The organism is Halopseudomonas sp. 4NH20-0008 (genome assembly GCF_057548395.1).
This window is the reverse complement of record NZ_BAAJMD010000001.1, coordinates 308,815-323,236: the sequence shown is the minus strand read 5'-3', so window position 1 is coordinate 323,236 and position 14,422 is coordinate 308,815. Positions and strand designations below refer to the sequence as shown.

General features: G+C 58.2%; 13 protein-coding genes. 5 read left to right on the top strand and 8 right to left on the bottom strand.

Translation table 11 applies throughout. The features are described from left to right. Positions 1-42 precede the first annotated feature (42 nt). Positions 43-1,671 (top strand): magnesium transporter, encoded by a 1,629-nt coding sequence (gene mgtE / locus AC27HQ_RS01425; RefSeq protein WP_487154031.1) that lies wholly within the window; start codon positions 43-45, stop codon positions 1,669-1,671. Positions 1,672-1,762: 91 nt separating this feature from the next. Then, a complete protein-coding gene (arsH, locus tag AC27HQ_RS01420; RefSeq protein ID WP_487154030.1) occupies positions 1,763-2,473 on the top strand; it encodes an arsenical resistance protein ArsH in 711 nt (236 codons plus the stop codon). An 8-nt stretch (positions 2,474-2,481) separates the two neighbouring features. On the opposite strand, the gene AC27HQ_RS01415 is transcribed toward arsH, so the two are convergent. The 3 genes from AC27HQ_RS01415 to AC27HQ_RS01405 all read right to left on the bottom strand — a co-directional run bounded on the left by AC27HQ_RS01415 (position 2,482) and on the right by AC27HQ_RS01405 (position 5,245). Further along, a complete protein-coding gene (locus AC27HQ_RS01415; protein ID WP_487154029.1) occupies positions 2,482-3,663 on the bottom strand; it encodes an MFS transporter in 1,182 nt (393 codons plus the stop codon). After that, on the bottom strand, positions 3,660-4,595 hold the full coding sequence (locus AC27HQ_RS01410) for an alpha/beta fold hydrolase (RefSeq protein WP_487154028.1): 936 nt from the start codon (positions 4,593-4,595) through the stop codon (positions 3,660-3,662). Before AC27HQ_RS01410 ends, AC27HQ_RS01415 begins: the two co-directional genes overlap by 4 nt. Positions 4,596-4,681: 86 nt before the next feature. Further along, positions 4,682-5,245: a TetR/AcrR family transcriptional regulator gene (locus tag AC27HQ_RS01405; RefSeq protein ID WP_487154027.1), complete on the bottom strand. Its 564-nt coding sequence runs from the start codon at positions 5,243-5,245 to the stop codon at positions 4,682-4,684. Between the two features lie 151 nt (positions 5,246-5,396). Here AC27HQ_RS01405 and AC27HQ_RS01400 point away from each other — a divergent pair, with 151 nt between their 5' ends. Next, a complete protein-coding gene (locus AC27HQ_RS01400; RefSeq protein ID WP_487154026.1) occupies positions 5,397-6,239 on the top strand; it encodes an SDR family NAD(P)-dependent oxidoreductase in 843 nt (280 codons plus the stop codon). Positions 6,240-6,316: 77 nt separating this feature from the next. Here the strand turns inward: AC27HQ_RS01400 and AC27HQ_RS01395 are convergent, their stop codons facing one another. From AC27HQ_RS01395 to AC27HQ_RS01385, 3 genes are read right to left on the bottom strand one after another with little or no spacing between them, the layout of a single operon-like run. Further along, the gene (locus AC27HQ_RS01395; RefSeq protein WP_487154025.1) at positions 6,317-6,712 is read right to left on the bottom strand and encodes a CBS domain-containing protein; all 396 of its coding nucleotides are present in this window, start codon (positions 6,710-6,712) and stop codon (positions 6,317-6,319) included. A gap of 19 nt (positions 6,713-6,731) precedes the next feature. Continuing rightward, positions 6,732-7,079, bottom strand: coding sequence for a P-II family nitrogen regulator (locus tag AC27HQ_RS01390; protein ID WP_487154024.1), 348 nt, complete (start codon positions 7,077-7,079; stop codon positions 6,732-6,734). Next, a complete protein-coding gene (locus AC27HQ_RS01385; protein WP_487154023.1) occupies positions 7,076-8,593 on the bottom strand; it encodes a DUF1538 domain-containing protein in 1,518 nt (505 codons plus the stop codon). Before AC27HQ_RS01385 ends, AC27HQ_RS01390 begins: the two co-directional genes overlap by 4 nt. A 97-nt stretch (positions 8,594-8,690) precedes the next feature. Between AC27HQ_RS01385 and AC27HQ_RS01380 the strand changes: the two genes are divergently transcribed. Continuing rightward, positions 8,691-11,585: an ATP-binding protein gene (locus AC27HQ_RS01380; protein WP_487154022.1), complete on the top strand. Its 2,895-nt coding sequence runs from the start codon at positions 8,691-8,693 to the stop codon at positions 11,583-11,585. A gap of 1 nt (position 11,586) precedes the next feature. Here the strand turns inward: AC27HQ_RS01380 and AC27HQ_RS01375 are convergent, their stop codons facing one another. Both AC27HQ_RS01375 and AC27HQ_RS01370 read right to left on the bottom strand, forming a co-directional pair. Next, the gene (locus tag AC27HQ_RS01375; RefSeq protein ID WP_487154021.1) at positions 11,587-12,102 is read right to left on the bottom strand and encodes a glycine cleavage system transcriptional repressor; all 516 of its coding nucleotides are present in this window, start codon (positions 12,100-12,102) and stop codon (positions 11,587-11,589) included. 16 nt (positions 12,103-12,118) lie between these two features. Then, a complete protein-coding gene (locus AC27HQ_RS01370; RefSeq protein WP_487154020.1) occupies positions 12,119-13,003 on the bottom strand; it encodes an HDOD domain-containing protein in 885 nt (294 codons plus the stop codon). Between the two features lie 119 nt (positions 13,004-13,122). Between AC27HQ_RS01370 and AC27HQ_RS01365 the strand changes: the two genes are divergently transcribed. Then, entirely contained in the window at positions 13,123-14,316 is a 1,194-nt protein-coding gene (locus AC27HQ_RS01365) for a class I SAM-dependent rRNA methyltransferase (RefSeq protein WP_487154019.1), read from the top strand. The last annotated feature ends 106 nt before the right edge of the window (positions 14,317-14,422 follow it).

The window sequence follows — 14,422 nt, the reverse complement described above, 5'->3', positions numbered from 1 at the left end:
TGAAGCGAGTAACTGAGAAATAGACCATCAAGGAGTAGCGGTTTGACCATTGAAGAGCGCGACAGTCCAATCCAGACAGCCCACGATGCGGTGCTGGACGCGCTTGAACGTGGAAAACGCAAGCGCCTGCGCAAACTGCTCAAGGCCATGCATCCGGGCAAACTGGCCAGTTTGCTGGAACTGCTTGAGGCGGAACAACGGCAGGCGGTCTGGCAGCAGATTGCCGACGAGCAGGAAGCGACCGTGTTGCGACACCTCGATCCGCTTTTGGCCGTTGCCCTGCACCGTGACCCTGAGGAAGTGGGCCTGGAAGCGGCACTCAAGGCCGGTGAAGAGCACGAGTTCAGCCAGGTCAGCAGTATTCGCGAGGCCCTTGAGGCGGGCAAATTCAAACGCATCACCAAGGTCTTCAAGCATATGCACCCGGCCAAGGCCGCGGGTCTGCTGGAGGCACTGCCACCGCCTGAACGCAGCAGCGTGTGGGAAACCCTGGATGCCGAGCGCGCCGGTAAAGTGCTGGTGCACCTGCATGATGAGGTGCGCGCCACCCTGGCGCTGGAAATGGAGCAGGAAGAGCTGCTGGCTGCGGCGCGCAAGCTGGATCTGGATGATCTGGTTGACCTGATACAGGCACTGCCGGCCGGCCCGGGCAGACAGCTGTTGTTGTCAATGGACGAGATCAAGCGCCAGCAACTGGTGGCCATGCTGTCCTATCCCGAGGACAGTGCCGGCGGTCTGATGAATACCGACCATATTTCCGTGCGCGCCGATATCAAGGTTGGCTCGATTCTGCGTTATCTGCGCCTGCTGGAAGACCTGCCTGATCATACCGACAAGCTCATGGTGGTGGACCGCAAGAACCGCTATCAGGGTGTATTGCGCCTGAGCAGACTGCTGACCAGCGTGCCGTCGGCCAAGGTCAGCGAGGTCATGGATGCGGATTTCCAGGCGCTGGATGTGAGTCTTTCCACCCAGGAAGTGGCGCGCAAGTTCGAGGATCTCGACATGCTCTCGGCGGCGGTTACCGATGAGCAGGGTACCCTGCTTGGGCGCATCACAGTGGATGATGTGATGGATACCATCCGCGAGGATTCCGATCGCGCCATTATGAACATGGCTGGTCTGGATGATGAGGCCGACATGTTTGCGCCGATTCTAACCAGTACCCGGCGTCGCTCGGTGTGGTTGGGGATCAACCTGGTCACCGCCTTCCTGGCGGCCTGGGTAATTGGTCAGTTTCAGGGCACGCTGGAACAGATAGTGGCACTGGCTGTGTTGATGCCGATTGTCGCCAGTATGGGTGGCATAGCCGGTAGTCAGACACTGACGCTGGTCATTCGCGGTCTGGCCCTGGGGCAGGTGGAGGGCGGCAATGCGCGGGTGCTGCTGGTCAAGGAAATGGGTATCGGTTTGCTCAACGGCCTGATCTGGGCGGTGGTTGTAGCGTTGTTGGCTTATGTCTGGTTCGACAGCTGGAAGATTGGCGGTATTATCGCTGCGGCGATCTTGCTCAACCTGGTTTGTGCCGCGCTCGCCGGCTTGACCATTCCTCTCATACTGCGGCGCTTCGGTATTGATCCCGCGCTGGCAGGCGGTGTGATTCTCACCACGGTTACCGACGTGGTCGGCTTCTTTGCCTTCCTGGGTTTGGCGACGCTGCTGCTGATCTGACCTGCAGGCATTCCGCTTTAGTCTGGTGCTGCACCAGTGTTCCGATGCGGGCAGGGATCGACCCCGTCAATTTTGCTCAAGGAGTATGACAATGAAAGATGAACTGGCTGCGCTGGATTCTGGTTTGCTGCCCGCGCTGGACACAGCCCGGCTGGGCCAGCCGCTGAAATGGCAGCATCCGCCACGTATTCTGTTGCTGTACGGATCGAACCGCCCGACCTCCTATAGCCGCTTACTGGTTGAAGAGGCCGCGCGCTTGTTGCAACGGATGGGCGCGGAAACGCGTATTTTCGACCCATCCGGTTTACCCATGCCCGATGACGTCCCCGATGATCATCCCAAGGTGCAGCAGTTGCGTGACTGGATGCAATGGTCAGAGGGTCAGGTTTGGTGCTCCCCGGAACGTCATGGTGCGATGACCGGGGTGTTCAAGTCACAGATCGATTGGGTGCCGCTGGCCTTGGGCGCAGTGCGCCCGACCCAGGGCAAGACCCTGGCGGTGATGCAGGTCTGCGGCGGTTCACAATCCTTCAATGCGGTAAATCAACTGCGGGTGCTGGGCCGCTGGATGCGGATGGTCTGTATCCCCAACCAGTCCTCGGTACCCAAGGCCTTTCTCGAGTTCGAGCATGGCCGCATGAAGCCCTCGGCCTATTACGATCGCGTTGTCGACGTCATGGAGGAGTTGATGAAATTCACCCTGATGCTGCGCGAACAGGCCGACTATCTGGTTGACCGTTATTCCGAACGCCGTGAATCGGCAGATGCCCTCTCAGCCCGGGTAAACCAGCGCAGTATCTGATCAGCCTCTCAGGCAGCCCCCTGGCTGGCGAGGTGAATGGGGCTGGCCTCCAGGCGCCGGGCACAATACCAGCCGATCATGGCTACGCCTGCACCGGCCAGCCCGATCATTGGCATGGAAAAAGCCTGGGTGACCTGGGCGCCCACCGCTGCACCGGCGCCCTGGCCGAGAAACATCATGGAGCCATTCAGTGCCAGGCTGACTTGTCGGGCATGCGGCGCGGCTTCGATCAATTGCCCCTGCATCAGCGGGGTCATGAAGAACAAGGCAGATGCGCCGAATACCACCGCACAGCTCAAGCCCAGCCAACTGATGGCGCCCATGCCCGGCAACCAGATCATGGATGTTGAATAGAGCAGCTGGGTGACCGCCACGGCGACGAAGGCATGCTTGAGAACCCGGCCCGGATTGCTGGGTGTTCCCAGTCGGCCGGCAAGGATGACACCGGCAAGGGCACCTACGCCTACCAGCATCTGTGACAGTGCCACCCATTCGGTACTGCCAATGATGATTTTCATTACCGGCGCAATAAAGGGCACGACACAAAAGGTGGCGCAAAAGGACGTCAGAGTCATGATCAGCAGGCGGCGCACTGGCGGGTGCCAGCCGAGCTTCAGCAGGTGCCAGCCAGTCTGGTCCTCGCTAGTGACCCGGGGTAGTACCAGACGGATCGCCAGCGCAGCGCCAATACAGAGTATGGCGGCAAGAATGAACGTGGAGCGCCAGCCAAACTGTGCGCCGATCAGGCTGCCTAGCGGCATGCCGAACATGAACGCCAGGACCATGCCGCCCATCACCATGGCCAGTGCCGGGCCGCGTCGTTCAGGGGGTAACAGGCTCGCCACCACGGCAGGCACCACGGGTGTGACCAGCGTGGCGGCCAGCCCGGCGAATATACGCAGGGCGATCAACTCGGTGAACGTGCTGGCCATGGCGGCAGTCAGGTTGATCGCGCCCATTACCAGTAAAGCGATCCACAGCAACCGGCGACGCTCCAACTGGCCGGTACGCAGGGCAATAAAGGGCGCGGTAAAGGCGTAGGTCAAGGCGTAAGCGGCAGCCAGATAACCGGCCACCGCGACGGTGATGCCCATATCGGCAGCCAGTTCAATCAACAGACCGGCGAAAACAAAGGTTTGAGTGCCCACTGCGCAGGTGGCGGCGGTCAGTACGGCAACATTTCTGTTCATGACGGTTCTGCCTGAATGTGATCGGCGTTTTGCTGGCGGCTGCTGTGTGCGAAACGTGGATGATAGCGTAGTCCAGCCGGTAGACGGTTTCGACCCCTGGTTTTTTTCAGAAAGTCGATGACTGACTCGATAACCAGGGGATCACCCAGGGGCCTGTTGTGTCCGCCTTGATCCAGCCATAGCGTTTGCGCCCGGCGTGCGGCGGCATTCTGATGCGCTGCTTGAATAGGGACGACCCGGTCATCCTGTGCGTGTACCAGCAAAACCTGGCATTGTATGAGCGCCAGTCCACGGTCCACCTGAAAGCGCTCCAGAGGGGCCGCTAACCGCTGTTGTAGCTGCCGCTGCATGCGCTTGATTGCCCTGGCAGACAGTCCGTTAGCCAGCGCCTGGCCTACCGCCTGCTTGCTGGCCGCTTGCGGCGCGCCAATCAGTACCAGTTTCTTGGCATTCAGTCCGTACTCCTCCATGGCCAGAACGCTGGTTGCACCGCCGACCGAGTGGGCAATAACCGCATGCAGGCCCGGCAGGGCGTTACTCACCGCCGCAATGGCTTGGGCTATCAGCGGCAGCGGAGCGGACTGGCCCTCAGCTTCGCCATGGGCCGGCAGATCCAGTGCGGCCACTGAGTAACCCTGATTGAGCAAGGGTTGGACAAAACCGCCCAGAGCAAAATGGTCGTTTTCCCAGCCATGCACGAGCAGGATCTGTGGTCCGTTGCCCTTGTGCCAGTAGGGAATGCGCAGTCCCTGGATGGCTATTTCCGACTTCTCAAAGCCAGCAAAGGCATCCTGCCAGCGCGTAACAGGTGCTGCGCGTTGCGGTTGCAGGAATAGTCGCGTGCCGATAGCACCGAAGTACTCGGGAAAAAGCCATGACAGACCCTGAACCAGCCGTATGCGAAACCTGCGACCTAGTCGTGAGATGTTCATGAGGTGCTCCTTAACTACCTACCAGTCGGTAGTTATTTGGTGACTAAAAAAAGCCCCTGAAGGGCTGGAATGCTTGTTTCTGTCTTTCAGCCTTTGTGGCTGTTGCCTGGCCACTCGCTGCGCAGTTGCGCGATAGTGTGCTCCAGTGGCAGTGGGCTGTTCTTGACCCGCGATAGCAGCATGGCACCCTGGACCCTGATCATCACCTGTTCCGCCCAGCACTCGGCCTGTTCAGGGGTGTTGGCCAGGCCGCCGAGCTCGGCAATCTTCTCCAGCCAAGTATGCTGCTCATTGAGCAAAGCCAGAGCCCAGCGTCGAGGCTCCTCGCCAAGGTGGTCCCAGTCACCAGTAACACCAGTGACCGAGCACAGTCGGGTGCCGGCCCCGATGCTGTGTTGATAGATCCCAAGGAAGGCATCCAGTTGGCGCTCAGGGGGCTGCTGCTGCATGTTCTCAACGCGCTTGCTAAACGCGTTTAAGCTGTTTTCCAGAACATCGGCGATAAGGGCATCCTTGTTTCGATAATGATGGAACAGGCTGGCCTTGCGAATGCCGACGCGATCAGCTACATCCTGCAGGCTGAAACCATTGACGGTTTGTCGCTGAAGCAGGTCTGAGGCAATGCTGAGTATCTGGGTTCTGGTGTCCATTTGCCTACCATATGGTAGGCGTTTGGGACGGGTCAAGTTTTTTATGACGTAATCACGCCGGAGGTCATAGTATTGTCTCCAATTGTTTCGGCAAGTCGCAGACCGTCTGGCCTCCGCTAAGGTATGCGCATCAATAACCGAGGAGTCTTTCATGTCAGGTCGTCAGTTGTTTTCATTCGTACAGTTAAAGTGGCTTGTCAGCCCTTTATTGGGACTGGTTCTTCTACTCTCAGGCTTGGCAGTCAATGCCTCGTCCTCAGCATCGGCAGAACAGCCCTTTGCCGGCAAGGTCGCGGTTATCACTGGCAGTAGTTACGGCCTCGGTCGCGAGTTGGCGTTGATCGGCGCAGCGCAGGGCATGAAGCTGGTGCTGGTGGATATCCGTCCGGAACCATCACTGGCGCTGGCGGAACAGATCCGCAGTCAGGGTGGTGAGGCGGTAGTGGTTGAGGTTGATCTGGCTGAGGCGGCTCAGCGCCCGCACGTCATTGATGCGGCCATGCAGGCCTTCGGTCGCATTGACTACCTGTTCAATAACGCCGGCTATTCCTATCTGGCTACGCTGGAGCAGATGGATATTGCCAAGGCGCAACATATGTTCGAGGTCAACTACTGGGCCTATGTCGATCTGGCTCAGCGGGTTATTCCGATCATGCGTGAGCAGGGTAGCGGGACCATATTGAACGTCTCCTCGATTCTTGGCATGCGCGCTGCGCCGCCCGGACTTGGACACTACGCCGGTAACAAGCACGCTCTGCACGGCCTGTTCCAGACAGCCGCTCAGGAATTGGCCGAGGCTAATATCAAGGTATTTATTGCCGCGCCGGCCGGCATGCGCACTCAGATCAGCCGCCATTCGGTGGGCCCGCTGGCCAATCCGGAAAATGACCGGGCTGCAGACTGGGAAGACCCGGCTATTGCTGCGCAGGATATTTTCGACATGATCCAGGGCGATCAGGTGGTATTCAATCCTGGTTACATCGGGAGACAGTAGCTTCAAGCTTCAAGCTTCAAGCTTCAAGCTTCAAGCGCCAGGAAAAACCCGGGCAGTCGCGTGACTGCCCGGGTTTTTTACTGTTCGTTGTCGGCCATTTCGAGGATGGCACTGACGATGTCGTTCATAGTGATGATGCCCACCAGTTCGTTGGCATTGGTCACTAGAATACGGTGAATCGACATGTTGACCATCAGCCTGGCGACGTATTTGACTTCCAGCTCACGGGATACAATCAGTGCCGGTTTGGTGCAGATGTCATAGACGTTGATCAGGTCAATATCGCCTTCTTCAGCGACTATGGTCTTGAGGATGTCGTTGTAAGTGATAAGTCCGTAAGCATCATGTTCGTTGCCCTTTTGCACGACCAGTGACTTGATGCCATGTTCGCGCATGGTTTTCATTGCCTGGCGCACGGTGGCAAAGGCTGAAACGGTGACGACATTGGACTTCATGATGTCTTTGACCAGCATGGCAGTTCTCCTGAAAGGGTCAGATCTCGTTCTTGATCAGTTCTTCGAATTGTTCGATCTGCCGGTGATCAATGCCGGCAATATGTTCCAGCGGCAGGGTAAAGACCACCCCGCGACTATGATTGTTCAGGTCCAGCTCGGCGACCAGGCGTTTCATGACCCGCAGTGACAGTTTCTTTTCCAGTACCAGAATCAGTACGGACTGGCTGCCCTCGTAGGTCAGCCCGAAAAAGGTCTTTTTCTGTTCGGCGCCGAGTCCGCGGCCGTTGAGGATGGTCATGCCGCCGGCGCCGGCGGCCTTGGCCACTTCAATGGCCTGTTCTTCAAGGTCCTCGGCCAGCATGGCCACCAAAACCGAGAATTTCATGGTGTCTCTCCTATGGCAGGCTTGATCCGCTCCATGACAATAGCGTAGAGCAGGACGGTAACGATTGGGAAAATGGAGGCAAAGGCAATCAGACCAAAGCCGTCGATCAGTACACTGCGACCTTCTATATTAGTTGCCAGTCCGATGCCCAGAGCGGTAACCAGGGGTACGGTTACCTCTGAGGTGGTGACCCCGCCGAGATCGAATGCCAGGGGCACAATAAAGCGCGGCGCCAGAAAGGTCAGCAGAATGACCAGCGCATAGCCGGCCATGATGTAGTAGTGGATTGAGTCGCCGGTGATGATCCGGTGTACGCCAATACTGATGCCAATAGCTACGCCGAGCGCGACCAGTAAACGGATATGCCTGGCCTGCAATTTGCCGTTGGCGGCTTCTTCGGCCTGCTGACCTATGGCGATCAAAGCAGGCTCAGCCATGGTGGTGGCGAAGCCGATGGCAAAGGCAAAGAGGTAGATGTACAGCAGCGTATCCAGACCGATCAACTGCTCTGCCATACTGCGGCCGACTGGAAACAGGCCGAGTTTGAGACCAATAACAAAGGCGTAGAGGCCGAGAATGACCATGGCAAAACCGAGAATAACCCGACGTACGTAGGGAATGGGTTTGCGGATCACGCCGTACTGGAAAAACAGAATCACCAGGATAATCGGCAATACATCGCGCAGCATGCCGAACAGGTCCATCAGCATGACCAGCAGTTGCCGACCCAGGCTATCTTTTATTGGCAGTCCCTCACTGGCCTGGCTCGCGAGCATCTGCACCTCGGTCAGACTGGCTTCAACCGGGAACAGGGTATAGACCACGATGCCGTAGAACTGCACGGCAATCATCGGCACCATAACCGCCAGCGCAACCAGGCCAAAACCGTGGGCCAACGGGTTGCGCCCCCGAATCGAACTGGCCAGACCAATACCCAGTGCAGCAATCAGCGGCACGGTGACAATATTGGTGGTGACGCCGCCGGAATCGTAGGCCAGACCGACTATTTCAGCGGGCGCAAAAAAAGTGACTGTCACGACCAGCAGGTAACCGATGATCATGTACCAGTGCAACGGGTGACCAAGCAGGGTGCGCAGTACCCCCACGGCGACCACCAGGCCAACCGACAGGGCTACCAGCAAGCGCAGAATCAGGCTGTCTATGCGGCCACCACTGATCTCTTCGGCCTGCTGGGCAACGGCGATCAAGGCTGGTTCGGCGACTACCGCCGAGAAGCCCAGGCTGAAGCCAAAGGCCATCAGCAGCGGCAGTGAGCCGCGTCGGGCGAAGGCATTGGAGAGATTCTTGCCGACCGGGAAAATACCCAGCTCCAGGCCCTGCAGGAAGATGGCCACACCGAGAATGACAATGCCCAGGCCGAGCAACATGCTGCCCAGTCCGTCCGGCACCTGACGAATCACGAAGATCTGAAACAGGCCAACCACCAGCACAATCGGCATAAGGTTGCCAAAGGCGTGCTTAAGGGTATGCCAGAATGCGTGCAGATGATTCACAATAACGGGGATCCTGGGTGGTCTGGCATTTCGGCACAGAATAGCAAAGGATCATTGCGCAGGGACTGATATCAATCAACTCAATGGCTTGAATGGCATGCAAAGGGAAAACCGAACAGGACTCAGGCAGTGGATGTGGCGCGCCTTTGTGCAGAGTGCGCTGATTCCTCTGGTCCTGGTGGAAACCGTATTGGTGGCGGCGTATCTGCTGACCAATATTGCTATTCGGGATGCCCAGGTGTCGCATCTGCGTGAGACGGCGCTGCTGGACCTGCAGGGTGCGGCGGCACAGGAAGCGCGTTTGGTCAGTCAGCGACTGCAGTCGGTGGCCGACCTGACCAGCCTGTTTGCTGACCAGACCCTTGAGGCGTTACAGGTACCGCTGAGTGCCAGCCTTGATGCAGAGCGCGACAATCTTGCCCGCACAGACTCAGGTGTGCTCTACAGTCCACAGGACAGGGGTGGTGCGGCATCCTTCTATTCGACAGCCACGCCAGAACAGCAGCAGGACATGGACAAGGTACTGAGACTGTCGCGTCTGGACCCGCTGATGCAGTCCATCGAAGCGCGCAACAGTCTGGTCGCGGCGGTGTATTTCAACACTCACGACAGTTACAACCGTATCTGGCCCTGGTTTCTGACACCGGAGCAGTACCCCCATGATATGGCTATTCCCGAGTACAATTTTTATTACCTCGCTGATGCGGTGAATAATCCCGCGCGGCAGGTTACCTGGACCGACATTTATGTTGATCCAGCCGGTCAGGGCTGGATGATGTCCGCCATGGCCCCGGTGTATCGGGACGACTTTCTCGAAGGGGTGGTCGGGCTGGACATCACTGTCGACAACATTCTTGAAGAAATTGCCAGTCTTGATCTGCCCTGGGACGGATACGCCCTGCTGGTCAGCGATGAGCTGAACATCATGGCGTTGCCGGAGGCGGGTGAGCGCGACCTGGGTCTGGATGAGCTGACCAGCTTCAGTTACCACGAGGCCATCCGTCAGGAGATTTTCAAACCGGGTGATTTCAACCTTATCAACCGCACCGATACCCGCGACCTGGCGATGCTGGTGGAGAGCCAGAGCCAAGGGCTAAAGCCGGTGGTCTTGGGTGGTCGAGCGCAACTGGCGGCCTGGGCGGATATACCTGAGACCGGCTGGAAGCTGATCACGCTGGTCGATGAGGCCAATGTGTTTCGGCAGACCAATGATCTGGCCAGCCATTTTCAGCGCATTGGCTATCTGCTGATTCTTGGCCTGTTGTTGTTCTATACCCTGTTTTTTGTCGCCATGTGGATTCGTTCGCGGCAGTTGAGTACCCAGCTACAGGAGCCGATTGCCGGGGTTGGGGAGATGCTCGATGAAATTGGTGAGGGCAAGTGGTTTCCTGCGCCAATCCAATCGCCGATTGTCGAGCTGCAGGCCATGTCCGCCACAGCGGCAGGCTTGGGCAGCCGCCTGGCAGACAGTGAGCAGCGTCGACTGGATACCAGCAAGCAGTTGGAGCGGGTGCTCGAGTCAACGACCGAAAGCCTCTGGGAAGTCGATGTCGGGCAGCAACTGATCCAGTTTCAAGGTCGTCTCCCGGCGCGTTTCGGCTTGCCGGATAATCGCCTGGATGTGAAGCATTTTCTTGCTCGTGTGCACCCTGATGATCTGTCTGTGGCGCGTGACAGTCTGTTGCCGCGCAGTCTGGATCGACGCCTGGATGCCGAGTACCGTCTACGCGACGCGGAAGGTAACTATCATTGGCTGCTGGCCCGTGGCCGGGTGGTGCAAATTGACCGTCGCTTGCAACGTCCGGCACGCATTGCCGGTACCCATGTCGACATTGATGCGATCAAGGCTACCCAGGAAGCACTGCGTACCGCCAGTTTGCAGGCTCAGTCGGCGAACATTGCCAAGACACGCTTCCTCTCCAGCATGAGCCACGAGCTGCGTACACCCTTGAACGCCATTCAGGGCTTTGCCCAATTGATGGCGCTGGATATCGAGCGTGAAATGCCACTTACGCAGCTCAAGCGTCAGGTCAATGAAATACTGATCGCTAGTCAGCACTTGTGCCTGCTGGTGGATGATGTGCTGGACCTGGCCCGGATTGAAGCCGAACGGCCGGAGATTCAGCTTGAGTCAGTGGATGCCTGGGCCATACTCAAGGCCTGTGCTGAGCAGATGCAGCCGGAGCGCAGCGCGGCCGGTATCAATCTGGAGCTGAAAGAGCCGTCGACCATGTTGCTGGTTCGTGCGGAACCCCGCCGACTGCGTCAGGTACTGCTGAACCTGCTGAGCAATGCCATCAAATACAATCGCCCTGGTGGCACTATCCGGCTTGGCTGCAAGCTCGTGGATGGTCGCGTACAGCTGCTGGTCGAGGATGATGGTGTGGGTATTCGCCAGGCTGACCAGTCGTTGCTGTTCAAACCTTTTCAACGCCTTGGCCATGAGAACGGAGCGATCAAAGGGACCGGTATAGGCCTGGCACTTTGTCGTGAGTTGGCTGGGCTGATGGGTGGCAGTATGGGGGTGCGCAGTGACCTGGGTGTGGGCAGCTGTTTCTGGATCGAGTTGCAGCAGGCACAGTTGTCAGTCAGTGCCCGCAGCGACTGGGAGGCCGGCGCCAGTGCGGATCTGCATGATCTGGTGTATGTCGAGGATGACCGCGCCAGTCAAATTCTGGTTCAGCATGCATTGAATGATCTGGCACAGGTCAGACTGATTGAGAACGGGCTGGAAGCACTGCACCTGATCACCGAGCGGCCGCCCGAAGTGTTGTTGCTGGATATCGATCTGCCGGATATGCAGGGTGACCGCCTGCTGCGTTCGCTGCGCAGCAGCGCGCGAACGCGGGACCTGCCGGTCATCATCATCAGTGCCGGCGCGCTGCCGGCTGATCGTGCCAGGGTCAGTGATCTGGATGTTGCCGCTTATCTGACCAAGCCGCTGCAGATACAGGACCTGCGCGAGGCGATAAAGCGCTTGCTGGCGGATTGATTCAGTCTGTTTCGCTGAGCTCGACCATCAGATCATCTGCCAGGTGTTCGAGGTCGGCGCGCAGGCTATCAAGATCGGTTTGAGCTTGAATGCCCAGTCGCGCACTGGCCTTGAACAACAGATCGGCGCTCATGGGGGCGGGGCTGCATTCGGTTTCAAGTTTGTCGACGTTAACGCCATGCCGGGCCAGAATCTGCGAGACCTCATGCACGATGCCGGGTCGGTCATTGCCCAGCAGGGTCAGGCGCATCACCTGCAGCGCCGGCTCGTCAGCCTGGCCACTGACAGCGACCTGCACGTTGATGCCCAGGCTGGTCAGCCCAGTCAGGTCGGTACGAAGGGCATCTACTCTGTCCGCAGCAATATCCACCCTGAGAATGCCGGCAAACTGCCCAGCCATTCGCGCCATCCGGCTTTCCAGCCAGTTGCCACCGTGTCGGGTGATGACCTGGGCGATGCTTTCCACCAGGCCGGGTTTGTCGGCGGAGATTACAGTCAGAACGAGGGGTGTAGTCATGGCGTTATTTTCCTTTTTAAACCTGGTAATAGCGGCCTTCGCCGGTGGCCATCATTTCCCGACAGGTCACTTCAATGGATTCAAAGTCGTACTCGCTAAGGCCGACATACTCCAGAATCTGTGCGCCGCTGGCGGCCCATTCGTGATCCACCGATTGGCTGCCCAGCACCCGATGTGATTCGCAGATATGCTCGGCCATCTTGAGGATAGCCAGCAGATTTTTCAAACCGGTGTCGATATGTTCATCCTGCATGAAAATATTCTGGGTGTTGTGATGACTGGCAATGGCTTCGCAAAGATGGCGGGGCAATAACCAGGACTTGGCCGTGAAGTAGCCGATAACCGCATGATTGGTATTCAGGCGCTGATTTTCTACGTCGACAATACGGGCATCGGACATGGCATAGGATTCTTCCATGACCTGCATGTAATGCGGGAAGCGTTTCAGCATCAGCGGAATGCCGCAGTTGTGGAACAACCCCAGGGCGTAGGCTTCGTCCGGTTCGACGCAGCCGATCTGCTTGGCCAGGGTCATGCAGGTCATGGCCACGTCCTGCGCGCTGTCCCAGAAACGATTGAGATTGACGATATTCTCATCGGTCATCTCGCCGCGAATCGACTGGGCATTGATGATGTTGATGACCCGCGTGACGCCGAGCAGATTGACCGCTTGCTGGATCGATGAAATGCGATTGGCCAGGCCAAAGAACGGCGAGTTGACGATTTTCAGCAGGCTGCCGGACAGGCCGGGGTCTTGGCTGATCAGCCGGGCGATGGTCTTCGGGTCAGGGTCGGGCATCACCTGTTCCATCTGCAGGTCAACCATGATCTGCGGCTGCGGTGGCACGCTGATGCCCTGCAGGGCGTTTTTGATCTGCTCTTCAGTAAGATCCTGGCTCATCGACGGCGCTCATCTGATTTCATCGGATCATCCGAGTTTAGCCGCAGACTGCGACACTGGACAGCCTGTATAATGCCCGGCCGGCGGAATACCCTGCCGTCCGAAGTCGAGGAGCGAATATGACCCTGCCCAGCCTGCGTCTCAAATCCAACAGTGACAGACGCATCAAAGCCGGTCACCTGTGGGTGTTCAGCAACGAAGTGGATACCGCCCAGACGCCCTTGACCGCCTTTGAGTCAGGACAGGAGGCCCTGCTGGAAACCGCCTCTGGCAAGCCGCTGGGGCTGGTGTGCATGAGTCCGGCCAACCTGATCTGTGCCCGCATGCATAACCGCGATACCGCCCATGGTCTGGGCAAGTCGCTGCTGGTACACCGTTTTCAGGTGGCCCTGAGCTTGCGTGAGAAGCTGTTCGACAAGCCTTTTTATCGATTGGTCTACGGTGATGCCGACTTGCTCCCGGGGCTGGTGGTTGATCGCTTTGGCGATTATCTGGTGGTGCAAATTGCCACGCCGGGGATGGAGCGGGTGCGTGATGCCATCGTCGAGGCGCTGGTACAGGTGCTCAAGCCCACCGGTATTCTGTTCAAGAATGACAGCGGCGCCCGTACCGCAGAAAACCTGCCAGCCTACGTTGAAGCGGCCCATGGCGAGGTACCTGAACAGGTCGAACTGGAAGAAAATGGCGTGCGCTTCCTGGCCCCGGTCTGGCATGGTCAGAAAACCGGCTGGTTCTACGATCACCGCATGAATCGTGCGCGCCTGGCGCCCTATGTGGCGGGCAAGCGGGTGTTGGACCTGTATTCCTACATTGGCGGCTGGGGTGTGCAGGCGGCGGTCTTTGGGGCCAGCGAGGTGATGTGTGTCGACAGCTCAGCGCCGGCGCTGGATCTGATCGAGCAGAATGCTGCACTCAATGGTGTGGCCGAGAAGATGGCCGTGGTCGAGGGCGATGTCATGGATGCCCTGCGCGAGCTCAAGTCCGGCGGTGAGAAGTTTGATGTCGTGATTGCCGATCCGCCAGCCTTTATCAAGAAACGCAAGGACATCCGCAATGGTGAAGCGGCCTACCGGCGCCTTAACGAGCAAGCCATGCGACTGCTGAAAAGGGACGGTATTCTGGTGTCAGCCTCCTGCTCCATGCACCTGGCCGAGGACAGCCTGCGCGACATTCTGCTGGCCTCCAGTCGCCACCTCGACCGCAGCCTGATCATCACCGAACGCGGCTTCCAGGGCCCGGATCATCCGCTGCATCCAGCCATCCCGGAAACCGGCTATATCAAGTCACTGTTCTGTCGGGTCTTGCCTGTTTAGGGCGGCCGTTGGCCGCCAGCTTCAAGCTACAAGCTTCAAGCGGCAAGTAATCCGCGTGAGAGTTAGGTTTGTCGTTGACACTAACAAGGCAGCGTCTGCCAGTAAG